Source organism: Priestia sp. VA7 (assembly GCF_055710015.1).
Window position 1 is genome coordinate 326,217 of sequence record NZ_JBVQPN010000005.1, and the last position, 24,752, is coordinate 350,968.

The 24,752-nt window shown below is 38.0% G+C and carries 21 protein-coding genes and 4 tRNA genes; 4 read left to right on the forward strand and 21 right to left on the reverse strand.

The annotated features are described in order from the left end of the window. Positions 1-17: 17 nt before the first annotated feature. Together AC0C45_RS23710 and AC0C45_RS23715 are read right to left on the reverse strand one after the other, a co-directional pair. On the reverse strand, positions 18-1,217 hold the full coding sequence (locus AC0C45_RS23710) for a class I SAM-dependent rRNA methyltransferase (protein WP_128821437.1): 1,200 nt from the start codon (positions 1,215-1,217) through the stop codon (positions 18-20). 185 nt (positions 1,218-1,402) lie between these two features. Further along, a complete protein-coding gene (locus tag AC0C45_RS23715) occupies positions 1,403-2,440 on the reverse strand; it encodes a PepSY domain-containing protein (RefSeq protein WP_047931287.1) in 1,038 nt (345 codons plus the stop codon). 232 nt (positions 2,441-2,672) lie between these two features. Here AC0C45_RS23715 and AC0C45_RS23720 point away from each other — a divergent pair, with 232 nt between their 5' ends. Next, on the forward strand, positions 2,673-3,356 hold the full coding sequence (locus AC0C45_RS23720) for a response regulator transcription factor (protein ID WP_047931294.1): 684 nt from the start codon (positions 2,673-2,675) through the stop codon (positions 3,354-3,356). Further along, positions 3,353-4,798: a sensor histidine kinase gene (locus AC0C45_RS23725; RefSeq protein ID WP_472928888.1), complete on the forward strand. Its 1,446-nt coding sequence runs from the start codon at positions 3,353-3,355 to the stop codon at positions 4,796-4,798. The genes AC0C45_RS23720 and AC0C45_RS23725 overlap by 4 nt, the downstream gene beginning before the upstream one ends. Positions 4,799-4,838: 40 nt before the next feature. On the opposite strand, the gene AC0C45_RS23730 is transcribed toward AC0C45_RS23725, so the two are convergent. Beyond that, entirely contained in the window at positions 4,839-5,681 is an 843-nt protein-coding gene (locus AC0C45_RS23730) for a PepSY domain-containing protein (protein WP_472928890.1), read from the reverse strand. A 385-nt stretch (positions 5,682-6,066) separates the two neighbouring features. Between AC0C45_RS23730 and AC0C45_RS23735 the strand changes: the two genes are divergently transcribed. Together AC0C45_RS23735 and AC0C45_RS23740 are read left to right on the forward strand one after the other, a co-directional pair. Beyond that, positions 6,067-7,965 (forward strand): PhoX family protein, encoded by a 1,899-nt coding sequence (locus tag AC0C45_RS23735; protein ID WP_472928891.1) that lies wholly within the window; start codon positions 6,067-6,069, stop codon positions 7,963-7,965. Positions 7,966-8,374: 409 nt separating this feature from the next. Further along, positions 8,375-9,373, forward strand: coding sequence for a tRNA dihydrouridine synthase (locus AC0C45_RS23740; RefSeq protein ID WP_014457691.1), 999 nt, complete (start codon positions 8,375-8,377; stop codon positions 9,371-9,373). A 169-nt stretch (positions 9,374-9,542) separates the two neighbouring features. On the opposite strand, the gene rlmH is transcribed toward AC0C45_RS23740, so the two are convergent. From rlmH to rpsR, 18 genes are all read right to left on the reverse strand, one after another. Beyond that, a complete protein-coding gene (rlmH, locus tag AC0C45_RS23745; protein WP_013085547.1) occupies positions 9,543-10,022 on the reverse strand; it encodes a 23S rRNA (pseudouridine(1915)-N(3))-methyltransferase RlmH in 480 nt (159 codons plus the stop codon). Positions 10,023-10,105: 83 nt separating this feature from the next. Continuing rightward, complete coding sequence (locus AC0C45_RS23750) at positions 10,106-10,264, reverse strand: CxxH/CxxC protein (protein WP_080967540.1); 159 nt, start codon at positions 10,262-10,264, stop codon at positions 10,106-10,108. Positions 10,265-10,337: 73 nt separating this feature from the next. Next, positions 10,338-11,570, reverse strand: a complete 1,233-nt coding sequence (locus tag AC0C45_RS23755; RefSeq protein ID WP_034654942.1) for a S1C family serine protease — start codon at positions 11,568-11,570, stop codon at positions 10,338-10,340. A 57-nt stretch (positions 11,571-11,627) separates the two neighbouring features. After that, entirely contained in the window at positions 11,628-12,422 is a 795-nt protein-coding gene (locus AC0C45_RS23760) for an MBL fold metallo-hydrolase (RefSeq protein ID WP_013059903.1), read from the reverse strand. A gap of 18 nt (positions 12,423-12,440) precedes the next feature. Continuing rightward, positions 12,441-13,220, reverse strand: coding sequence for a two-component system regulatory protein YycI (locus AC0C45_RS23765; RefSeq protein WP_016765985.1), 780 nt, complete (start codon positions 13,218-13,220; stop codon positions 12,441-12,443). Then, complete coding sequence (locus AC0C45_RS23770) at positions 13,207-14,574, reverse strand: YycH family regulatory protein (protein WP_028409756.1); 1,368 nt, start codon at positions 14,572-14,574, stop codon at positions 13,207-13,209. Before AC0C45_RS23770 ends, AC0C45_RS23765 begins: the two co-directional genes overlap by 14 nt. After that, complete coding sequence (gene walK / locus AC0C45_RS23775; protein WP_013085551.1) at positions 14,565-16,472, reverse strand: cell wall metabolism sensor histidine kinase WalK; 1,908 nt, start codon at positions 16,470-16,472, stop codon at positions 14,565-14,567. Before walK ends, AC0C45_RS23770 begins: the two co-directional genes overlap by 10 nt. Before the next feature lie 6 nt (positions 16,473-16,478). Further along, positions 16,479-17,186 carry a response regulator YycF gene (yycF, locus tag AC0C45_RS23780; protein WP_013085552.1) on the reverse strand — a complete coding sequence of 236 codons (708 nt, stop codon included), beginning with the start codon at positions 17,184-17,186 and terminating at the stop codon, positions 16,479-16,481. A 262-nt stretch (positions 17,187-17,448) separates the two neighbouring features. Beyond that, positions 17,449-17,521, reverse strand: a tRNA-Phe gene (locus AC0C45_RS23785). 4 nt (positions 17,522-17,525) lie between these two features. Further along, positions 17,526-17,601 (reverse strand) — tRNA-Asp (locus AC0C45_RS23790). A 26-nt stretch (positions 17,602-17,627) separates the two neighbouring features. Next, positions 17,628-17,699: transfer RNA gene (locus AC0C45_RS23795), tRNA-Glu, on the reverse strand. Between the two features lie 15 nt (positions 17,700-17,714). Next, positions 17,715-17,787, reverse strand: a tRNA-Lys gene (locus AC0C45_RS23800). 168 nt (positions 17,788-17,955) lie between these two features. Further along, positions 17,956-19,242 carry an adenylosuccinate synthase gene (locus AC0C45_RS23805; protein WP_013085553.1) on the reverse strand — a complete coding sequence of 429 codons (1,287 nt, stop codon included), beginning with the start codon at positions 19,240-19,242 and terminating at the stop codon, positions 17,956-17,958. Between the two features lie 187 nt (positions 19,243-19,429). Further along, positions 19,430-20,794, reverse strand: coding sequence for a replicative DNA helicase (gene dnaB, locus AC0C45_RS23810; RefSeq protein ID WP_013059909.1), 1,365 nt, complete (start codon positions 20,792-20,794; stop codon positions 19,430-19,432). A 115-nt stretch (positions 20,795-20,909) separates the two neighbouring features. Next, positions 20,910-21,359: a 50S ribosomal protein L9 gene (gene rplI / locus AC0C45_RS23815; RefSeq protein ID WP_013085555.1), complete on the reverse strand. Its 450-nt coding sequence runs from the start codon at positions 21,357-21,359 to the stop codon at positions 20,910-20,912. Next, complete coding sequence (locus tag AC0C45_RS23820; protein WP_013085556.1) at positions 21,356-23,329, reverse strand: DHH family phosphoesterase; 1,974 nt, start codon at positions 23,327-23,329, stop codon at positions 21,356-21,358. The genes rplI and AC0C45_RS23820 overlap by 4 nt, the downstream gene beginning before the upstream one ends. 36 nt (positions 23,330-23,365) lie before the next feature. Beyond that, a complete protein-coding gene (locus AC0C45_RS23825; protein WP_043977601.1) occupies positions 23,366-24,310 on the reverse strand; it encodes a YybS family protein in 945 nt (314 codons plus the stop codon). A 138-nt stretch (positions 24,311-24,448) separates the two neighbouring features. Beyond that, positions 24,449-24,688 carry a 30S ribosomal protein S18 gene (rpsR, locus tag AC0C45_RS23830; RefSeq protein WP_013059913.1) on the reverse strand — a complete coding sequence of 80 codons (240 nt, stop codon included), beginning with the start codon at positions 24,686-24,688 and terminating at the stop codon, positions 24,449-24,451. Positions 24,689-24,752: the final 64 nt, after the last annotated feature.

A 24,752-nucleotide genomic window follows, 5' to 3' on the forward strand; every position in this document is an offset into this window, starting at 1 on the left:
ATCATGCAGCCTTGCATTTAGCGATTTACTTTTTGAATAAACACGACTTTTAAATAATTACCTGACTTAAATTCTTTTATTGTTTTAAAATCAGCTGGAAGAGCGAACTGCTCCATCATTTTGTACCGTTCCCCTTTTTCATTAAAAGCTTTTTCAATAAACGAATGGAATTTTTTCATATCAAAATTGCTTGCATTCGTAGATGCTACAATGACACCGTTTGGCTTTGTAAGCGCAATGGCTTCTTTTAATAAATCTTTGTAGTCTTTTGCTGCGCTAAACGTATGCTTTTTCGACTTAGCAAAGCTTGGCGGATCTAGCACTACAAGATCGAACGTCATATTCTTCTTAACCGCATATTTAAAATACTTAAAAACATCTTCTACGATAATGTCCTGTGCTTCGTGATCAATTCCATTTACACTAAATTGCTCAATTGTTTTTGCCAAGCTGCGATTGGCTAAATCGACACTTGTTGTTTTCGCAGCTCCTCCAAGAGCGGCCGCCACTGAAAATGCGCCTGTATACGAAAACATATTTAAGACGGTCTTTCCTTTTGCATATTTATCTCGAATAGTTTTACGGACGTCTCGCTGATCTAAAAAGACTCCCACCATTGCTCCGTCATTTAAGTAAACGGCAAAACGAACACCATTTTCTTTTACAATTAAAGGAAATTCACCTTTGTCCCCTGCTACAAAATCATCTTCTTCAATATACTGACCTTTTACGTTAAAACGTTTTTTCTGGTACAGCCCTTTAAAGTTAGGCGCAGACTTTAAGGCTTCAATGACGTATTCTTTAAATTGATAAATTCCTTCACTATACCAACTCATGACGTAATATCCGTCATAATAATCAATAATCAAGCCGCCGATTCCGTCACCTTCACTATTAAATACGCGAAAAGCAGTTGTGTCTTCAGATGCATAAAAGTCATGACGAGAGGCAATAGCTTGCTGAATTTTTCTAGCAAAAAACGCCGCGTCAATTTGCTCACTTTTCTTCTTCGTAAGAATCCATCCGTAGCCTTTGTTTTGTTTTCCATAATAGCCTTTGGCTAAAAATTGATTCTTCGGAGTGACTAAGTTAATAATAACCCCTTCTTCTTGCAGTTTATGACCATCAACAAGCGCATCTTTTTCAATGAGTGGATAACCCTTGTTCACTTTTTTAATAAAAGCTTCTTTGGCTATAACTTGTACTTCTTTTCTCATGTGTACACCCTATCTATTTAATTTATTTCATTCTAGTTCTATCCATTTTACAACAATAATCTACATTTATCTTAACATAGATAACCAGCCCCGTTTCTAGTTATAAATAGAAAAGCAGAGGATGCCTTGAAGCACCCTCTGCTTGATATGAATGAAAAATGAAATGTATGTTTTAAGATAAAAAATTATGAGCACTCTTGTCCCGTATAAGCATTGAACTTAAGCGTCTGCTGCTTGCTTCCGCTCACTAAGGTTAATACGTATACAGTTATTGAGTTTTCTGTTATAAGCTCAATATGCTCTACTTTTCCTTCTTGATGTTTCAAAGCAAGATCTTTTACAGCGTTTTCCGTTAACGGCTGAAGCTTATCTTGTTTTACATGTATGATTTCACTTGAAACCGCATCGATTGTAACTGTGTATTCCGTATTATCTTTGATTATTTTTACTGTGAAAATCGCTGCGTTTTGATCATATTCTACCATTCTCACCTTACCTGCATATGTAGCCAATGCAAGATCTTTTGCATCTTGTCTCGTTAATAGCTTCACGGCTTGCTGAGAAATATTGACTACTTTTCCTGTGAAAGCATCTAACGTTACTGTATATTGAATGCTATCTTTAAGAATCACTGCAATATACTCACTAGCGGATTCACTAAACTCTAGACTATATAAGTAACCACTATATTGTTTGGCAATTGCTTCTTTTATTTTTTGCTTTGACATTAGCTGCAGCTCTTTTTTATTCTCATGAATGACTTTTCCGGTTAGACCATCCACGGTTAGCGTATATTCTACTTTGCCATCTACTACGGTTAACGTATATTCACGCGTTTCTTTGTTAAATGTAATAGATTGAATAACGCCTTTATACTGCTTAGAAACAGATTCTTTCACTTGAGTTTGTGTCCATAATTTCACCTCTTGCTTCTTTACTACTTTTCCGGTACTTGCATTTACTTCTACGATTCTTTGCTCAAGGCTGTTCGTTACAATTGTAATTACATACACACTTGATTCCTGCTTAAATTCCATAGACGTAACTGTCCCTTTGCAATCTTGCAGAGCAATACCTTTTGCCTGAGCTTGAGAAATACTCATATGTTCAGTTGTTTCTGCTTTCGCTGTCTTCATTTCTGCAGCGTGACTCGTTGTAATAGAGCTACATGCGATTGCAGTTCCTAAAGCAGATGTAGACAATACTTTTGCCCATTTAATCATCCTTGAATTTCCTCCTTTTTCACAATTAGACTTTCCGTCTAATTTATGGGGTTTTATCTAGTACGCCGTTCATTATGCAAAAGATTTCTGAGAATAAGACGAATAGAAGCTTAAAGTTAGCTGAAGATATAAGAATAGCTACTATTTTCAGCTTGCTTTCAGCTATTATTCAGGGCTGTTTCAGATAAAAAAGCATAATAGAAAGTAGAGGAGCAAAGGAGTTTTCACCATGATGGAACAACTAAAAGGAATTAAAGTCTTGCTTATTGATGACGAACCAACTATTTTACAGTTTTTATCTTTGGGTTTAACGAATGAAGGATTTGATATTAAAGCTGCCCAAGACGGAATTGAAGGAATTAATGTAGCCAAAGAATTCAAGCCCCACATCGCTATTGTAGATGTTATGCTTCCAGGAATGGATGGATTTGAAGTATGCCGCTTGTTGAAGAAAATAGGGAATATAGCTGTAATTATGCTAACAGCAAAAGATCAAGTAGATGACCGAGTAAAGGGGCTGACTATTGGAGCAGATGATTATATGGTCAAACCCTTCAGTTTTGAAGAACTTCTTGCACGCATTCAAGCTAGAATCCGCAATCAATTTCCCAACTTATTAGACGAAGTATCAATCGGTCCATTTAAAATTGATGACCGCCGCAAAGAAATTAAATACCTTAGTCACATACTTGATTTATCCCCGACTGAATACGCACTTTTAAAGTTTTTGGTTATTAATCACGGTCTCGTACTAAGTAAATCCACCATTTTAGATCGAGTGTGGGGATATGATTTTGGAGGAGAAGAAAACATTGTAGAAGTATACATTCGATCACTGAGAGAAAAATTACAGGACCATAGCCGAACCGTTATTCGAACGCTTCGCGGTGTAGGATACCGGATTGATATTTCATGAAATACAAACGTTTCTTTCATCTGAACTCTCTTCGCCTTCAGCTTTTATCTAGAAGTTTACTCGTTATTTTGAGCTTACTCATGCTGATAGGCGTTTTTCAATACGTATTCATGAAGCAATTTATTTACACAAATAAAATTAGAAGCATCGAAGACCAAATTCACTTAATTCCCGATGATGTCTGGAAGCATGATATTGAAACAAGCCAGAATGTAAAAAGATCAAGACCGATGGTTTATTTCCCAGGTGTTAATATTACCTTTATCAATCAAAAAAGCACATTTTTACGGCTGGCTAAGGATCCACATCATTCTTACTTTCCTAAGCTTTCTGCATCTACATACAAACAAGTAATGAACAACATCAAACAGCCAGACAACACGACGAGCCTCATAAAAAAAATCGATGGTCATCAAGAGCAAGTCATTGTTTTAAAACCCATTGTTTTTGATGGAGAAATACAGGGAGTTATTCAAATCAATACTCCCACTGAATCACTAAGAGACCTCTTAATCAGACAAATGATGATCTTTTTAATGCTTTCACTTACTGCAATGACCATTGCTTTTTTTGTTTTTTCGTCTGTTTTAAAACAGACGTTAGTCCCTTTGTTTACTACTACTAAAAAAGTGGAGCATATTAATGCCGGAAGCTTACATGACCGCTTGCCTGTTAATCAAGGACAAATCGAAATGGATCGCCTTTCTCTTTCTATTAACGAAATGCTTGAACGTCTTGAAAAAGCATTTAAAGCAGAAACAGAAGCCAAAGAACAAATGCGGCGCTTTGTGGCGGATGCTTCTCATGAACTGCGAACGCCGCTTACATCCATTCACGGCTTTTTAGAAGTTTTACTAAGAGGGGCTAGCAGTAATCCTGAGCAGTTAAACGCCGCATTAAAAAGCATGTATGGGGAGTCCAAAAGACTGCGCAAACTGATTCAGGATCTTCTGCTTCTTGCTCAGCTTGATCAACTTCCACCGTTTCAAAAAGAGTACTGTTTTATAGATGAGTTGATTTTAGATATGAAACCTCAACTCATCCTGTTGGCGGGGAACAGAAAGGTTTTATTCGACTTCCCAAGCTGTTTACCATCCGAAGTTAACAAAGATCAATTTAAACAAGTTGTTTTAAACTTATTTTCCAACGCCGTACAGCATACAAATCCAACTACAGGAGTTATTCAAGTGGTAGGAAAAATAAATGAGGAAGAACTTTCGTTAATAATACAAGATAACGGTCATGGTATTCCTCAAGAATACCTTCCTCATTTATTTGAGCGATTTTACAAAGCTGATGCTTCACGCTCTCGGGCATACGGAGGAGCAGGTTTAGGTTTGGCTATCAGCGCATCTATTATAGAATTGCACGGGGGAAAAATACGTGTAAAAAGCAAATTGAATGTAGGAACTGCTTTTGAAATTTTGTTGCCCTTAACGTAAAAAAGACGATTGCTTTACAGCAATCGTCTTTTTTGTCAAATCAGCACACTTCTCCTGTTTGAGGACTGATTTTCACAGTATGTTGTACGTTGTCTGTTCCTTTAATGACAAACGTGTATGCTTGTTCACTGAATGAGACAGATTGAACTGTTCCTTTGTGCTGTTGAAGAGCAGCTTGTTTAGCTTGTTCTTGTGTAAACTTTACAACTTCGACTTTCATTACTTTTCCAGTTTCAGCGTTTACTTTCACATGGTGATCTTTGTTATCTTTTCCGTGGATCAAAAATGTATATACATCATTCGCATATGAACTTGATTGAATCGTTCCGCTGCAATTTTTTAGTGCAATCGTTTGAATCTGTGCTTTTGTAAGTGCAGCGCTTTGAATTTGAATCACTTTTCCACTTTGTGCATTCACTTTCACGTGGTGATCACGGCTATCTTTTCCGTGAATCAAGAACGTATATACTCCATCATTGAAGCTTACCGACTTAACCGTTCCTCCACAATTTTTCAACGCTACTGCTTGTGCCTCACTTCGAGAAAAAGATAGTTTTTCAACCTTTACCACTTTTCCGCTGTGTGCATTTACTTTCACATGATGATCTTGATTATCTTGTCCGTGAATTAAAAACGTATAGGCGTTATTTTCAAAAGAAACTGTTTGAACCGTTCCTCCGCAGTTCTTTAAGGCAACGGCTTTTGCTTGAGCTTGCGTATACGTTGCCGCTACGGTATGAGCCGACGCTTTTGTTGAAGTAATGTGCTGACCGTCTGAAGCAAATGCGCTTGTCATTGAACCAAGAGCGATAGCTGTTCCAATTGTGGCACCTCCCACGGCTTTTGCTACTACTGCTTTTCCTGCTAATACTTTTCCAATCATGATTATACCTCCGCGTAATTTCCAATGTATTTACAGCACAAGCTAAAGTTTTTAGCAGCGGTCATTTATCAAAATAGCGCTATTGGAGCAACGTTTTTTCTGCTAAAATACCTTTCACTTTTGCTGTACAAGCCAAAGCGCTTTTTGTCTTGTCGCCTTTAGCTATGTGTTTATTGTAAGAGCGGAACATGAATTCACTGTGAAGCCCAGCTGAATGCTATCTGAACAAATTCTGAAAGATAGCTGAATAACTTCTAGTTAAACTTGTCATGTAAATGTTCACCATTTTTAACAACAGCTCAACAAATCCAGCGCTTCTCTTTATATTTCCTCAACAATCAAATGATTTAATAAGTGTATGAATACAATTTGGAGGTTATCAACCATGAAAAAACGAGTATCTCTTGGACTATCTCTCACTCTTTTAGCTTCTAGCGCCGCTTCTGCTTTTGCAGCAGAACATCACCCAGTTCAACATCCAAAACAAATCAAAAGCGTCGAGTTTCAGCCAATGAAAGCACCTACTACGATTGAAAATATGATTAAAACGTATACAGAGGCATCTGTAAAAGTAACGTATAAAGATGGAAGCGTTGAAGAAACGCCGCTTAACTATAACCAGCTCTTTCTTTCAAAAGATAAAATTGTCGATAATAAAGGGGAATTAATCGCCGCAGGTACACCGATCGATGCAAACGGGGATCCGATTATTGACCGAAGCGTTCCTGATAAGCCATCACCGTACGTATCAGATGCACCGGATTCAAACAGCTTTATCACCATCAACGATAAGTCTTATATTATTTCACATTATGAATATGAATCTGTTAATAATGCTGGAAAAGAGATTTCCGGTCTTCCTGCTTCAATGACGCTTACACAAGTTGACCGAGATGATAAAACAGGAAAACTAACCGTCAACCATGCTAAAAAAATTGATTTTTCTAATGTAAATGGTTTGTGGACGCCGTGTAATGGCTCTACAACGGATTGGAGTACTCACCTTGGTTCAGAAGAATATGAGCCTGATGCACGTGCTTTTGAAGACCCTTCATCCAGCTCTTATAAAGACGTCACGAACTTCGCTAAGCTTTATTTCGGCGACATGTCAAAAGCAAACCCTTACTACTACGGCTGGATTCCAGAAATTTCAGTGGATGAAAGCGGCAATGCGTCCGTCGTAAAACATTACAGCACAGGTCGTTTTTCACACGAAATGATGCAGGTACTTCCAGATAACAAAACCGCTCTTTTTGGAGACGATGGGTCTAATACCATGATGTTTATGTATGTAGCAGATAAAGAAAAAGACTTCTCAGCAGGAACTCTTTATGCGGCAAAGTTTAAACAAACGAGCACAAAAAATGGAGGTAAAGGCGACCTTCAGTGGATGAAGCTTGGCCATGCAACAGACAATGAAGTGAAAACAATAATCGACAAAGGCACAAAATTTAGTGATATTTTTGAAACAGCTGACCAGCCTACAAAAGGATTTAAAGCAGTCAAAACCGCCGCAAGTAAAAAAGTTGAATATTTAAAAGTAAAGCCTGGCATGGAAAAAGCAGCTGCCTTTTTAGAATCACGCCGATACGGTGCAATTTTAGGTGCAACATCTGAATTCAACAAGATGGAAGGACTAACGGTTAACAAAAAAGACAAAAAAGCGTATATGGCTATTTCTTACCAAAATAGTGCCATGCTAAAAGAATCTGGTGCTGTACAAGATGATATTCAGCTTCCAAAACTAGAGTCTGGTGTGACCTACCAGCTGAACTTAGGATCGCATCAAAAAGACCAAACAAAAGGCAAGATTAACAGTTGCTACGTTCCTGCAAGCATGGAAGGGCTACTGATTGGACAAGACCTAGAAAAAGCAGATGCATACGGTAATAAAGCGGATCCAAATAAAGTTGCCAACCCTGATAACCTTACATATTCAAATGACTTAAATACACTCTTTATCGGAGAATACAGCTCACTTCACACAAACAACTTCATATGGGCTTATAATGCAAAAACAAAAAAACTATCACGCATTCTTTCAGTTCCAGTGGGAGCAGAAGCAACAGGACTTCGTGCAGTAGAAAACATTAAAAACTCTCGCTACGTACTAAGCAACTATCAGCACCCGGGCGAGGACATCAGCGACAAAAACATTACCGCTGTTGATAAAGAAGAGCTAGCTAATGCAATGAAAGAAAGCATTGGCATTCAAGAAACAGGTGGTGTCGGATACATTTCTGGACTGCCTTCTAAGGACGGCGCTCCTTACAAAAAGCATTAATACGTAATGAAGCCACGTCTGTTGTACAGTGACAGACGTGGCTTTTTATATAGTCGAAGTTATTTATAAAATCGTTTATCGTAATCATAATTATAGTGAATACTTTATAATATCCTTGGAGAAAGTACCTACACACGAACCAAATGCTCTAGGATATTTATTCGCAGGTATCCGTTACATGCCTTCAGGCTCGCTTTTAATTGCTTACACTCCACTAATACTAGATATAAAAGTTGTTTCAATAAGTATTTCCAGCAAAACAAAACCACTCGTTCCCTTGCACTTTTCGTTCCATACCATTAAAGTATATATTGGTTGAAGTTTATACTGGCATTCAGCCTGATAAAAGAAATTACACTTTTTAATTTTGAGAATATGTTTTCTCTAAAAGAAAGGGTTTAGATATAAGATGAAAGATAATTTTTGGCATGAGTTGCCGCGTCCGTTTTTTATTTTGGCACCGATGGAAGCTGTGACGGATGTCGTTTTTCGCCATGTTGTGACTGAAGCAGCACGACCTGACGTATTTTTTACAGAGTTTACGAATACGGAAAGCTACTGCCATCCGAAAGGAAAAGATAGCGTAAAAGGACGTTTGACGTTTACAGATGATGAACAGCCAATCGTTGCGCACATTTGGGGAGACAAGCCTGAGTACTTCCGTCAAATGAGTATCGGCATGGCCGAAATGGGCTTTCGCGGCATTGATATTAATATGGGCTGTCCTGTGCAGAACGTTGCAGGAAACGGAAAAGGTTCTGGTCTGATTCGCCGTCCAGATACTGCGGCTGAGATTATCCAGGCAGCCAAAGCTGGAGGGCTTCCAGTAAGCGTAAAGACTCGTCTTGGCTATACGCAAGTTGATGAGTGGTACGACTGGCTGAAGCACATTTTAGAACAGGATATCGTGAACCTTTCTATTCACCTTCGTACGAAAAAAGAAATGAGCGATGTTGACGCGCACTGGGAGTTAATTCCGGAGATTAAGAAACTTCGTGACGAAATTGCGCCTCATACGCTACTAACAATTAACGGTGATATTCCTGACCGCCAGAAAGGTCTGGAACTTGCAGAGAAGTACGGCGTTGATGGAATCATGATTGGACGCGGAATTTTCCATAATCCGTTTGCGTTTGAAAAAGAAAAGAAAGAGCACACAAGCGAAGAGCTCTTAGAACTTCTTCGCCTGCAGCTAGACCTTCACGATAAGTATTCTGAAGAATTAGAGCCGCGTCCTTTCAAACCGCTTCGACGCTTTTTCAAAATTTACGTTCGCGGATTCCGCGGTGCAAGTGAATTAAGAAATCTGCTCATGAGCACGGAAACGACTGATGAAGTGCGTGCGTTGCTTGATGAGTTTAAAGACAGAGCTGGAGTGAAAGAAGACGAAGGTTTTTCTGTTTCTTAAATAAAATCTTGTTTGCTTAAACTCGATTGTTCTAACATTTTATCGGAGAGAAGAACCTCTGGTTCCTTTTTATAGACGTTTGCTATTTATCCACATATGATAAAAGCTGAGGCAGAAGGTTCTACATTTCCTTCTGCCTCAGCTTTTGATGAAAAAATATCCACACGTTCTATTTATGATAAGGTTCATTTCGAATAATACGAAAAGCTCGGTAAATCTGTTCTACTAATACTAGGCGCATAAGCTGATGAGGAAACGTCATCTTTGAAAAAGAAAGGGCTGCGTTTGAGCGTTTCATTACTTCGCTGCTTAAACCAAGCGACCCGCCAATGACAAATGCTATTTTGCTTTTTCCGTAGGTAGCTAATGAATCAATTTCTTTTGCGAGTTCCTCGGAAGATTTTTGTTTTCCGTTAATAGCTAATGCGATCACATGAGTATCGTCTGAGATTTTCGCTAAGATGCGCTCTCCTTCTTTTTGTTTTACCTGTTCCATTTCAGATTCACTTAAGTTTTCTGGCGCTTTTTCATCTGCAAGCTCAATAATTTCTACTTTTGCATAGCTTGATAAGCGCTTTAAATATTCTTGAATACCTTGTTTTAAGTATTTTTCTTTTAGCTTTCCAATGGTTATAATAGAGATATTCACAGGCTATTCTCCTCTCCTTTATCTCTTATCCACAGATATTATCCACATATCCACATGTTATATCCACATTTTGTATAAGAATATTAGTTCCCTACTACATATACAGCTTCATTGTCACAATATTCACAGCTTTTTTTGTCAGTGAAATTTTCTATTTTTTCAAAAACCGGCGCTAGCTCAATCTCATCTACCATTACATCCAGCGCTAGTTCTGTATGTTCTAAACAGCAATATATCTTCATGTATTTATCTTCCTTTCTCTATTCTTTTCATTAAAAAACCACAGGAGTTTATCCCCTGTGGATAACTTTTCTTTCACTTCATTTGACGCGTTAATTTTACTTCTGTAGATTTCTTTTTGCCATCGCGATAGAACGTTACGTTCATTTTATCGCCAATTTCTTTTTCAATGTAGAGGTGTTTGCGAAGTGTCGCAATGTCCCTTACTTTGCTGTGATCTAACTCAACAATCACATCATATTCCTTTAATCCGGCTTTAGCGGCTGGCGAACCGGGCTCGACTTTTAGAACAGCGACTCCGTTTACTACATCATGCGGTAACTTAAGGGTTTCTTTTAAATGATACCCTGATACCTCACTTAATGATAGTGTACTAACTCCAAGATATGGACGTCTGACTTCACCATATCGTTCTAAGTCATTAATAATGGGCCTAGCCATGTTAATTGGAATCGCAAGACCAATGCCTTCTACTGCTTCTTGAGCAATTTTCATGGAATTAATACCGATCAATTCACCATCAATATTAACAAGAGCACCCCCGCTATTACCAGGGTTAATGGCGGCATCTGTTTGAATAACTTCTGATTGCCAATCGGGATTTCCATCGCCATTCAAATCTTGAGGAATGACACGATTAATCCCTGAGACAACTCCTTGTGTAACGGAGCCAGAAAATTGAAGGCCTAGCGGGTTTCCGATAGCAATCACTGGTTCACCAGCTTTCAGCTTATCAGAATTTCCGAAGGTAGCCACTTTTGTCACGTGGCCTGCGTCAATTTCAAGAACTGCTAAGTCCATTAAATCATCGCTGCCAAGAATTTTAGCCGATACCCTTGTACCGTTACTGAAGCTCACTTCAATTTCGTTAGCGCCTTTAATGACATGATAGTTTGTCACAATATAAGCTTTGTTGCCTTGCTTTTTGTAAATAACACCTGAGCCTGTCCCGGCATCAGTTCGTTCGTCATTCCAAAAGCTTTCAGAGTTCTGAATGTTTACAACTCCTACAACTGCTGCATTGACTTCAGAAACAGCTTTTGTGACGGCCGTAGTGACGTCAAGAGATACTGACTTTTGAATGGTAGAACCTGTTTGTTCATCTCTATTTTCATCCGTCATCCATCCGTATGGCAAAATCCCATTCCTCACCAAGGCTGGCATAAGAAGCAGTACAATAAGTGCACCTATAATTGCTCCAACCAGAGCAGAAGCGAAATATCCTCTGCGGCGTTTAGGCGGCCGACTATTTGGCTCTTGGCCTTCATCATAATGTTCCACACTATCACCGAACCCTTCATTTATCATCGTGAATGTCTGCATTCACGTATTAAATGAAGTTATTTTTCGCTTCCTTTCTAGAGACTATACATAAACAATATCAGTTGGTCTTTTTGGATCAGTATCACATAGGAGAATATTGTCCTCTACATTGATGTCTTTTTGTTGTAACACTTGTGCAACCGACATGCGGGCAATTTCCTTCATGTTATTGTCTTGACTTAAATGCGCCAAATAAATGCGTTTGGTTTGATCTCCAATCACATCTGCCATTGCAAGCGCCGCATCTTCATTTGATACATGTCCCACGTCGCTTAGAATTCGTCTTTTAATGCTCCAAGGGTAGCGCCCCATTCTCAGCATTTCAACATCATGATTGCTTTCAAATACGTACATATCGCTATTTTTAATCGTACCTTTCATGCGGTCACTTACATAGCCGGTATCCGTAATAAGGGTTAATTTTTTAGACCCTTGATGAAAGACATAAAACATAGGCTCTGCGGCATCATGCGAAACGCCAAAAGACTCCACTTCCAATTGACCAAACGATTTCGTTTGGCCAATTTCAAAGTGAAACTTCTGTTCCGTATTAATGTTGCCGATCAAGCCATCCATTGCGTTCCACGTTTTTTCATTTGCGAAAATAGGGAGCTTATATTTACGTGCCAGAACACCTAGTCCTTTAATATGGTCACTATGTTCGTGAGTCACTAAAATTCCTGATAAATCCGGGATATTGCGATTTACTTGTTGAAAGAGAGCTTCCATTTGCTTTCCGCTCAGCCCTGCATCAACTAGTAAGGAATGTTCTCCATCACTTACTAAAATCGCATTTCCTGTGCTCCCACTCGCTAGCACGCTGAAATGCAGGCTCATTTATCTCACTCCAAATACTTATTTATTTCCTTTTTTAATGATCTGTCCTTCAAAGGCATTTACAAAATAACTCGTATCTCCATTTACAACGATGTGCCAAGTTGGTGCTAAAACTTGAGAATTTAGTAACGGCAGATCAAACGTATAGTACCCAAACTCTACTTTTGTTACAGAATCTTTCTTTTTCAATTCATCCTTCAAAAACAAATTTTCTAATGCTTTTAAAGGCGTTAAAACATCCTGCTCATCATCTAACGTTTTTACAGAACCTAGCATCGTTTGTTCATACGAAATAATTTCATCTTTGTCATTTAAGTGAGCAACGATCATACCATTTTCATTGTCAAAGATTTTATGCTTCTTATATTGTTGAAAGAATGTAACTGTTTTTTTCTCTTTGTTAACATTCCATAGCTCATATTCCTTACCTGAGATCACATACCGTTTTAGAAATTGACTTAGCTTTGCTTCGGGACTTTTTTCAGGTACTGAAAAAGGTTTGTCTAATACGCTTCGAATTGTTTTTTCCTCAAGCAGCGCTGCTTTTTGTTCTTTAAGCTTTTTTAAATCTTCATCTTTAAACAGTTTGCTTTTGGCATTTAACGACGAAGCTTCTTTCACATCTGTAGGCAAATGTTTATATTCAATGCCTTCACTCGTTAATTGTTCTTCAACGCTCGACTCTACAAATAGAGAATACTGATCTTCTTGATGAGTTTTAAAAATCTGATAGCCTAAGTAAATATTAAGAATCAAGAAAGTGAAAATAAAGATGGTTTTTGTTCTATTCCAATCCATCGTTATCGCCTCCTTCGGTCGGCGGTGCAATTCGATACCACTTGCTATTATAATAATAGAACCAAGAAGGAACGAGTTTGACAGAATTAGAATTAAACTCAACCGTCTTTTCACCGGTTTTCGGCTGCTGTGAAACTTCTTCTAGCTGATAGCCTATTGAAATATCTTTTAACAGATTCGGGTCAAAGTTTTGGTGTTTTTCAATTAATTGAATCACCTTTTGAGATGACTGCAGCTTTTCTACACTGGAATCCTGTACTCTTACAAAACGATAAAGAGGACGACGGTAATTTAAAATCTCCGCATTTCCCCATCTCTGATATATTTCAGTCATGCCCTGATTGCTGTAAACTGGATAGTTATCTTTATAATAACGATAGCTAATTTCTTTTGTAATACGATTCCAGCTGTTGAACCTGTAATTAGATTCCGTCCAGCCTCCGTGGTCATTAACGAAGCTAAAGCTACGGTTTATTAAATTATAATCTTCCATTACTTCGGTCGTGGAATTTACAAGATTCACATATTCCATCACATCTGTCTTCGTATTAACATTAATCACTTTTGTACCTTCGGTGTAGACATCTCGGTTTGTAGACGTTTCTTTCCGCGCGTAGTCTGGGTTGTTAAAAAGCGCTTCCTTATATTTTTCAATATCTAAATGCCTCATGCTCGTATAGTAGACTTCACTATTCATCGTGATATTGTTTTCCGGAAGGAAGATATACCGATTTTTGTTTTCTTTATATACAAAGCTCGGGGCATACGTACGTTTCATTTTGTCTTCTAATTCTTTGATATCATCTTTGGCCAAATTCTTGACTGTAACTGAATAAATCTTTTTTTGCTCATAATTCACAAGATACACGCTCACGAAAAAGGAAGGTGTACGCTTAATTTTAATGAGTACACGGTCAAATGTTTGATTAGGCAAAGACGTTTGAGAAAATGAAAAAAGCTGTTGAAATGTTTTTAACGGTAGCGCGTCTGGATACAGCACTTCAATAGAATTACTTCCATGGACATAATTTAAAAATCCATCAGGAGAAATAGCATCCGAAACGTCCGTCACATTCGAAAATTTCCACTTTTTCATTTCATTTACCCATTTGTTTACATCATCTTCGTCGTGAGACATGTAGTGATTATCGTTTCGATGATAGAGAACTTCTGTTGGAAGAATATGATCTTCTATTTTACTTTTTGAACTCACTTCAACTTCCTGCAAATGTTGATTCTTTGAAATGACCTTATAAGAAGGCTGATACGTCCATATATGATACGTCATAATTAAACTGGAAGCGACGAGAACAACTAAGATGGCCGTTTTGATATGTTCATATCTCATTCCCATTCGTCATCATTCTCACTTTCAATTGGAAGAGTAAAGTAAATCGTTGTTCCTTTTCCTTCCTGACTATCTGCCCAAATACGTCCATCATGTGCTTCAATAATTTCCTTGGCAATAGCAAGCCCTAATCCTGTTCCGCCTAATTTACGCGTTCGTGCTTTATCTACACGATAGAAGCGTTCGAAAATTTTAGCTAAATTTGATTTTGGAATTCCCATACCTTGGTCTTTAATGCTCACAACAATTTCATGCGTATGCTGAGCAATTGAAAATGTAATGATTCCGCCTTCAGGTGAATATTTTATTGCATTGGAAATAATGTTATCTAATACTTGTGTAATTTTATCTTGATCGATAGCAACATAGATTGCTTCATTTGGCAAGTCGCGCACGAATGAAATACCTTGTTCAATTGTCATTTCAAAGCGATCAATGATGTAATGATAGAACTTCACAAAATTGATTGGGTCACGACTAAATCGGTAGTCTTGACTATCTAACTTAGATAATTGAAGCAAGTCGTTAACGAGACGAATCATTCGTTCTGTTTCCGTTTGCGTTACATTTAAAAACGTTGGAGCTAAGTCCTTATCTTGCCATGCTCCTTCTGCAAGCGCATCTAAATAACTGCGCATCGTTGTTAACGGCGTACGCAATTCATGTGAAACATTCGCTACAAATTCTCGGCGATCTTGATCAATTTTCTCCTGCTCTGTAATATCATGCAAGACAATGATAATCCCGTTAATAAAACCGGTCTCTTTTTGAATAGCGGAAATGGTAGCTCTTAAAATAAAGGGATCCGATTTTGTACTAAAGTCCAAAATTAATGACTCTTGATTAGCGAGCAAGCTCTCAAACGTATGCGTTTCTTCAAGATCTAATAGGGAAACAACTGGATCAGACAAAACCGTTTCACGTGAAACATTTAGCATAGCTGCAGCTGGATCATTAATTAAAATTACTCTTCCCTTTCGATCCGTCGCAATAACGCCGTCCGTCATATGAGCTAATACTGAACTAAGCTTACGGCGCTCCCCTTCTGTAGTTGCCTGTGCTTCTTGAAGCTTTCTTGTTAAGTTGTTGAATGTGAGAGCTAGCTGACCAATTTCATCATACCCGTATACCTTAGCTTTTCTCGTAAAATTCCCTTTGGCCATCTCAAGTGCTTGTTTTCTCATTTCAGACATTGGACGAGTAATCGTCTGAGCTAAAAACACGCCTAAAATAGCTGTAATAAAAAGAGCAATCACCGTACCTGCCTTAAAGATCTGATTGATATTACTCATTTGATCGTAAACAGGCTCCATGGAAGCTGTTAAGTAAATAGCACCTAAGATTTCTTCGCTAGACTGAATTTTTCCATTTTTATTGGTTGAATTTGATTGACTGGCACCTACTTTATCCTGTAAACGAATAGGCTGTATCATAACTCTGATTCGCTGTCCGCTTTGATCAACAAATACATTATCAGAGTTAGTTCCTGCTAACAACGCATTTGTAATCGCTAAATCATTAGTCTTTTTACCTATGATCTGTTGAGGATTTGAGTTCGATGTAGCAATGATTCTTCTATTTTGGTCAATGACTCTTACTTCAGAGATGTCATTCATATCATTTGAAGCTAAATTGGGTCTTGAAGCAAAATCTCGTAAAATAGTCTTTAAGTCTTCCTCAAGAGTGGGTGAATCATCATCACGATTTTTCACCATTTCTTGTCCAATGTTATACGTTAGCAAGTCTGTCCGCTCTTGAAGAGACGTTCGAAAGTTGTTAACTAATTCTTTTTCTAATTGTCGTGCAAAATAGACCCCAATAATTTGCATCGCAATTAAAATGAGCAGCACATAAATCAATACAAACTTTAAGTGAATAGATTGCAGGAGCCTTACTTTCTTCATCTAAAATTACTCCTGCTCTGGGCTGCGTAAATAATAGCCTACTCCACGTCTTGTTACAATCCACATTGGATGGCTTGGATTATCTTCAATTTTTTCACGTAATCTTCGAACTGTTACATCTACCGTACGCACATCACCAAAATAGTCATAACCCCATACAGTTTGAAGCAAGTGTTCACGCGTCATGACTTGTCCAATGTGCTTCGCTAAATAATGCAGCAGCTCAAATTCACGGTGAGTCAGTTCAATCGTTTCTCCGCGCTTAGACACGATATAGGCATCTGGGTGAATAACAAGTGCTCCAATCGTAATTTCATTCGTTTCGCTTTCTTCCGTTGGAACAGCTACCTGCTGATGTCTACGTAAATTAGCTTTTACACGTGCTAATAATTCACGCGTACTAAACGGCTTAGTTACATAATCATCTGCACCTAATTCTAGACCTAAAACTTTGTCAATTTCAGAGTCTTTTGCTGTTAACATGATAATTGGCATATCATATTTTTTGCGCACTTCTCGGCAAACTTCCATTCCATCTTTCTGAGGAAGCATAATATCTAATAAAATCATTTCAGGCTGTACTTCTTCCACTTTTTCAAGTGCTTCTACGCCATCATAAGCACAAAATACTTCGTAACCTTCTTTTTGCAAATTAAACTTTAAAATATCTGCAATCGGCTTTTCGTCATCTACGACTAAAATACGTTTATCCATGATCATCGTTCTCCTTTATTAGTTGAAGCAAAATATAAAAGATAGTATTCATACTGTTTGAATACCGTAGTTTTATTATACTTGATAACCCTTGAAACGTCACAAGTTCATCCTCTACTATACATGAAGATATATGATTTTCAACCATCTCTAAATACAAAAGTAATATATTACCACAAAAGAGATACAAAGCAAATAACGTTTTCTTTTAAATGTAAATAAAAGAAAAAAGCATGACTTTAAATAAAGTCATGCTTTTTGATGGCTCGGGACGGAATCGAACCGCCGACACAAGGATTTTCAGTCCTTTGCTCTACCAACTGAGCTACCGAGCCAAAATGGCGGTCCCGACGGGAATCGAACCCGCGATCTCCTGCGTGACAGGCAGGCATGTTAACCGCTACACCACGGGACCTCAGTCTATATGCTATGTATTAAAAATGACCCGTACGGGATTCGAACCCGTGTTACCGCCGTGAAAGGGCGGTGTCTTAACCGCTTGACCAACGGGCCACGTTGTAACAAAAGTGAGCCATGAAGGACTCGAACCTTCGACCCTCTGATTAAAAGTCAGATGCTCTACCAACTGAGCTAATGGCTCATGTTATATCTCTTAGCGACGCTTATTATAATAACATGATATTTCATATGAATGCAATAGTTTTTTTAAAACTTTCTTTTTATTATTGAACTTTTTTAAAAAATCTCGTTAACAAAGCACCAATTATAAATAAAAAAGGTTAGCTCTCGAGGAGCTAACCTTTTTTATTTAGCTATATACACCACGTAATACATTTGTTTGTGTACGATCTGGACCTACAGAGAAAATAGATAAAGGAATACCTGTTAATTGAGACACGCGCTCTAAGTAGTGGCGAGCGTTATCAGGTAACTCATCTAATGTTTTCACACCCGTAATATCTTCTGTCCAACCTGGAAGCTCTTCATATACAGGTTCGCACTCTGCAAGTGTTTTTAAGCTAGCAGGGAATTCTTCCATAACTTCCCCTTTATAACGATAAGCTACGCAAATCTTTAATGTCTCAATTCCCGTTAATACATCAATTGAGTTTAAAGATAAATCTGTGATTCCACTAACGCGACGAGCATGACGTACAACTACACTGTCGAACCAACCTACACGGCGAGGACGACCAGTTGTTGTACCATATTCACGTCCTACTTCACGGATTTGATCACCGATTTCGTTTGTTAATTCTGTTGGGAAAGGGCCGTCACCAACACGAGTTGTATACGCTTTTGATACACCTACAACGTGTTTAATTTTAGATGGACCTACACCAGAACCAATTGTTACTCCACCCGCTACTGGGTTTGAAGATGTAACAAATGGATATGTTCCTTGATCGATATCTAACATAACACCTTGTGCGCCTTCGAATAGTACACGACGTCCTTCGTCTAACGCATCATTTAATACTACTGATGTATCCACAACATATTTTGCAACTTGTTGACCATACTCATAGTACTCATCTAAAATTTCTTCTAATGTAAAGCCTTCTACTTCATACATTTTTTCAAGAAGGCGATTCTTTTCAGCTAAGTTTTGTGTTAATTTTGCTTCAAATACTTCACGGTCTAGTAAATCGGCAATTCGAATACCAACACGTGCTGCTTTATCCATATAAGCTGGTCCAATACCTTTTTTCGTTGTACCAATCTTATTTTCACCTTTACGTTCTTCTTCAACTTCATCTAATTTTAAATGATATGGAAGAATCACATGAGCTCGGTTACTAATACGTAAGTTTTCTGTTGTTACACCGCGATCATGTAAGTATTTTAATTCTTGAACAAGCGCTTTTGGATCGACAACCATACCGTTTCCAATTACACACGTTTTGTCATTATAAAAAATACCTGAAGGAATTAAATGTAACTTATAAGTTTCACCATTAAACTTAATTGTGTGACCTGCATTGTTCCCACCTTGGTAACGTGCAATCACTTCTGCATTTTCTGATAGGAAGTCTGTAATCTTCCCTTTTCCTTCATCTCCCCATTGTGTTCCTACTACAACGACTGAAGACATATCTTAAGCACCTCCGCTTAGTAAGCAACAGCTCACTACGACATAATTTAACCATGGATAAGTGTATCAATTTATCACGCTAAAGTCAATTAAATCCGAACGATTTAACAAAAGTTATTACAAATATATCGTATTTTGCGGAACGAATGCGATAACAATAAAATAAAACCTCTCATATTGAGAGGTTTTATGCACCAGGCGGCACTCCTGCGTCATCAAAGCGCCGCTCGAGATTAACGAATTTGTTGTACTCTTTTACGAAGGCAAGCTGTACGGTTCCAACTGGACCGTTACGCTGCTTGGCTATAATAATCTCGATAATATTTTGATTTTCTGTATCTTTTTCATAATAGTCTTCACGATATAAGAAAGCTACGATATCAGCATCCTGCTCAATACTTCCGGATTCACGGATATCAGACATCATTGGCCGCTTATCTTGTCTTTGCTCTACTCCACGGGAAAGCTGTGATAAGGCGATAACAGGAACTTCTAATTCACGAGCTAAAGCTTTTAACGCACGAGAAATTTCAGATACTTCCTGCTGTCGGTTTTCTCCACTTCGTCCATTTCCTTGAATGAGCTGTAAGTAGTCAATTAAAATCATCCCAAGCCCGCCTTCTTGCTTCAAGCGACGACACTTAGAACGAATTTCACCTACTCGAATACCCGGTGTATCATCAATATAAATCCCTGCATTGGACAAAGATCCCATTGCCATCGTGAGCTTTCCCCAGTCATCGGCTGTAAGCGACCCTGTACGCAGCCTTTGTGCATCAATATTTCCTTCGGCACACAGCATCCTCATAACAAGCTGCTGAGCACCCATCTCTAAACTGAAGATTGCTACGTTCTCATCCGTTTTCGTTGCAACGTTTTGCGCAATATTTAAGGCAAAAGCCGTTTTACCTACCGATGGACGGGCCGCTACAATGATTAAATCATTTCGCTGGAACCCTGCTGTCATTCTATCTAAATCACTAAACCCGGTTGGGATACCTGTAATGTCACCTTTTCGATTGTGAAGAACTTCGATATCATCGTACGTTTGTACAAGTACATCTTTGATATTTTGAAACACACCGCTGTTTTTACGCTGTGCTACTTCTAAAATGTTTTTTTCCGCTTCATTTAATAAAACTTCTACTTCGTCTTCCCTTGCATATCCTTCTGAAGCAATATGCGTTGCAGTACGAATTAGACGGCGTAAAATCGACTTTTCTTCTACGATTTTACCGTAATACTCTACGTTTGCAGCCGTTGGAACAGAGTTAGCTAAATCACTTAAATACGATACGCCGCCAACTTCTTCTAAGATTTTTTGATCAGCTAATTCAGACGTTACCGTTACCAAATCAACCGGTTCACCTTGGTCAGAAAGTTTCAGCATACATGTAAAGATTTTCTGGTGCGATGCCCGGTAAAAATCTTCAGGTATTAGCAGCTCAGATGCTAAGGTTAAAGAAGAAGGCTCTAAGAAAATGGCCCCTAATAGCGCTTGCTCTGCTTCAATATTCTGAGGCGGAAGACGATCAGCAAAAAGATCACTCATATTTCTATGCCCCTCTTATATTCTTTCGTATTTTCTTTCATCATAAATGTTGGCGCGAACAAATACAAGTCCGCGCCAACCCTTTATATTATTTACCTATTTTTCAATCGTACGTTTATTTTTGTTCAGTCACGTGTACCTTTACAGTAGCCGTTACTTCCGGATGTAATTTAACCGGTACATTTGTGTAGCCTAATGCGCGAATGGCATCATTTAATTCAATTTTACGCTTATCTACTTTAATGTTGTGCTTTTTCTTTAATTCTTCAGCAATTTGTTTGCTTGTGATAGAACCGAATAAACGGCCGCCTTCACCAGATTTTGCTTTTAATTCAACTGTTAGTTCTTCAAGAGTTGCTTTTAACTCTTTGTTTGCTTGAAGTTCTGCAGCTGCATCTTTTTGCTCTCTATTTTTTTGTGCTTCTAATACTTTCACATTACCGCCTGTAGCTTCAACAGCATACCCATTTTTTAATAAGAAGTTATGTGCATAACCGTCTGAAACATTTTTCACTTCACCTTTTTTGCCTTTTCCTTTTACATCTTTTAAGAAAATTACTTTCATGATCTTCTACCTCCATCTAAGTACTCATCAATTGCTTGTTTAAGCCGTTCTTCAGCTTCATCCAAACTAATGTCTTGAAGCTGAGTAGCAGCATTCGTTAAGTGGCCTCCGCCTTGGAGACTTTCCATAATAACTTGTACATTGATATCTCCAAGCGATCTAGCACTAATACCAATTAGATTATCCCGCCGCTTAGAAATAACAAATGAAGCAACCACTCCGCTGATTGAAAGCAGCGTATCTGCAGCTTGCGCAATTAACACTTGATCATACATTTTGTTTGGTTCAGCTCTTGAAATGGCAATACCTGCTGTATAAATCTCTGCATGTTCAATAAAGCGTGCTCGCTGTACATATTGCGTGATATCTTCTTTTAAAAACTTTTGAACAAGAACTGTATCTGCGCCTTGAGAACGTAAAAAAGACGCTGCATCAAACGTACGAGATCCCGTCCGTAATGTAAAGCTTTTTGTATCGACAATAATGCCGGCTAAAAGTGCTGTTGCTTCTAGCATATCAATTTTAAATCGTTTTGGCTGGTATTCAAGAAGCTCAGTAACGAGTTCAGCTGTCGAGGAAGCATATGGCTCCATATAGACAAGAAGAGGATCTTCGATAAAGTCTTCTCCTCGTCTATGATGATCAATGACCACGACATTTTCAATACGATTTAATAACCTTTCTTCAATAACGAGCGATGGCTTATGCGTATCTACTACTACTAAAAGAGTATCATCACTCACAAGATTCAAGGCTTCTTCAGGCGTAATAAATCGCTCCCACAGGCCTTCTTTCTTTTTAATCTCTTCTAGCATTCGCTGAACACCTGTATCGATATGATCAGGATCCAATACGATAAAACCGTCTTTCTGGTTTACTTGCGCTACTTTTAATATCCCAATAGCAGCTCCCACAGCATCCATATCCGGGTATTTATGACCCATGATAATCACTTTTCCGCTCTCTGTAATGAGCTCTTTCAACGCGTGAGAAATAACTCTTGCACGCACGCGCGTCCGTTTTTCCATTGGGTTTGTCTTGCCCCCAAAGAATTTCACTTTTCCATTTGGCTGTTTAATGGCTACTTGATCTCCGCCTCGACCTAAGGCTAAATCCAAGCTAGATTGAGCTAAAGCACCCAGCTCAGGTAAATCAGCAGCACCAGCTCCGATACCAATGCTTAATGTAAGCGGTATATTTTGTTTAGACGTCTCTTCTCGAACTTGGTCTAAGATAGAAAATTTACTTCGCTCTAAATGAATTAAGATTTGTTCATTCATAATCGCAATAAATTTCTCAGAAGACGTACGTTTAATAAAAATACCGTATTCTTGAGCCCAGCTATTTAACATAGAAGTTACTTGGCTATTCAAGTTACTTTTAACTTGATCATCCATTCCTTGCGTTAGTTCGTCATAATTATCTAAAAAGATAATGCCTAAACTTGTTCGTTCTTCTTCATACAACTTTTCGATTTCTATTTGCTCTGTAATATCAAAGAAGTACAGTAAGCGCTCGTCTCGTTTAATCACCACTTTGAATTTCCGATCATGCAACGTGACAACTTCTGTTTCCACTTCTTGTTTGATCAGTGGAATAATACTTTCGGCTACATCGTATAATGATCTTCCCACTAGTGTGTCTTCACCGAGACAAGATGCTAGAAAAGGATTGGTCCATTCAATTTGATATTCATCATTAAACAGCATAATCCCAATCGGCATTTCCATTAATGCCTCTTCGCCTACTTTTTTCAGCCGATGAGACAGCATTGAAATATAGGTTTCAAACTCATCGGACAGCATTCGCTCCATTCTCATGTATAGAAAAAGACAGGCTAATAGTAATATAAAGCCTATCATTCCTATGATCCAATTATGATAGGTCACGATACCTACTAAAATCAGAGCTATACTATACAATGAGTAAAATGGATAGCGAATGACGTTCTTTTTTGTAAAGACAGGCATCCATTTCAGCTCCTACTTTTTTAAGTTCCACAATATCTACTTTTTTGTGTCTAATTGTTTTCTTAAATTAAATCCTAAATCAATTATACCTAAGATGCGCACAATTTGAAGGATAATTGGAATAATTAATGCTAAAATTGTTACAACAATTGGAATTGCTTTGGCATACCCTTTTTGATGTGAGAAATAGAAAATAAAAGAGATCCCTTGTAACACGACTAGCATTTGCAGTCCCATCACGATGTTGATAATAGCTACGTACATAAATGTACCTTGTTCAATATTAAAAGATGGGAAGGATAAAATTAATGCAATCAAATAATACCATAGAATACTTTTAGGAAGTTTAAATTCACGAAAAGGCGGGAATGCTTGCACCTCATAACCTGTTCTTTTAAGAATAGGCGTAGCAATAAGCTGAGAGAAAAAGGCCAGAATAACTCCGCCCATAACAATTAATAGAGGCAACAGATTTTTAAACATATCAAATGCATCTCTCATTTGGTCAATTTGAGATTCCTTAACGTCTTGTCCTAAGCTTTTCATCATTTCAATACTTTGATTAATCGATTGATCTAAAGCATTATTTATTTGCTCCATTAGATTAACATTAAAAACGATATTTGCTCCTACGAACAATAAAAGTAAACCTAAACTAAATGCAACCGTGCCGCCTAGTAAAATGGTATACCTTTTTTGTTTTTGTCGGTAAAGCATTCCTATTGCTAATCCACCAATACCAAATACAAATGTAAAAGGAAGAGTCAACACATTTCCAAATAACAAAGTCAATAACAACCCTACTACTAAAAATAATATTGCCTTTTTCCACCCATGACGAACGGTATACACAATAAATGGAACAGCTAGCGCTAGTTGAAAAATGGTTCCCACAACAGGTATGTATAGTGAAAAAAGCAACAGCGCCACAAACAGCGCTAAAAGAGCTGCTCCTTCTGTAATATATCGAATTCCTTTCACAACTTCACCTCGTTGATATAGACTATTATTTATTTTATCGATTCAATTCATAAGAAGCAACTATTTGGCAAAAGAGCACCTATGTAATGTAAAAAGAGGCAGTAAGGGAATCCTTACTGCCTCTTTTTATACCGTTCATTATTCACCAGAAACATATGGTAATAATGCCATTTGACGAGCGCGTTTGATAGCGATCGTTAATTTACGTTGGTATTTAGCGCTTGTTCCAGTTACACGACGAGGTAAAATTTTACCACGCTCTGAAACGAATTTTTTAAGCATATCTACATCTTTGTAATCGATGTGAGTGATGCCGTTTGCTGTGAAGAAACAAACTTTACGACGTCTGTTGCGTCCACCTTTACGTCCACCTGCCATTTTGATACGCCTCCTTCCGCTTAAAAGTTTCTATAAAATTTTATACTCCGGATAATCTACTGCG